General features: G+C 61.5%; 1 pseudogene. It reads left to right on the plus strand.

Features of this window, described 5'->3' with window-relative positions:
- Window positions 1-162: 162 nt before the first annotated feature.
- A pseudogene (locus GRF61_RS24450) lies at window positions 163-382 on the plus strand (LLM class flavin-dependent oxidoreductase); the annotation flags it as partial.

Below are 382 nucleotides of genomic sequence, written 5' to 3' on the forward strand. Positions count from 1 at the left end.
CAGTCAGGCACTGCGCGAACGGATCGCCCTGGCCGTTGCGCGCGCATTGCCGCTGTTGAGCGCGTCTTCGGCCGACGATCTTCGCACCGCTCCGGTGGCGCAAGCTGCTTGAAGCACCCGCTTCGTTCGTTCCCATCCCACACAGGACAAAGGACCATCGCGATGAGCCAATCCTCTTCCAGCGCCAATATCAAGTTTGCCTACTGGGTGCCGAACGTCAGCGGCGGCCTGGTCGTCAGCACCATCCCGCAACGCACTGACTGGAGCCTGGAGTACAACCAGAAGCTGGCACAGACGGCCGAGAAAGCCGGCTTTGACTATGCGCTCAGCCAGATCCGCTTTACCGCCGGCTACGGTGCTGAGCATCAGCATGAATCGGTAT

This window comes from Azoarcus sp. TTM-91, from assembly GCF_012911025.1.
Taxonomy (GTDB): Bacteria; Pseudomonadota; Gammaproteobacteria; order Burkholderiales; family Rhodocyclaceae; genus Azoarcus.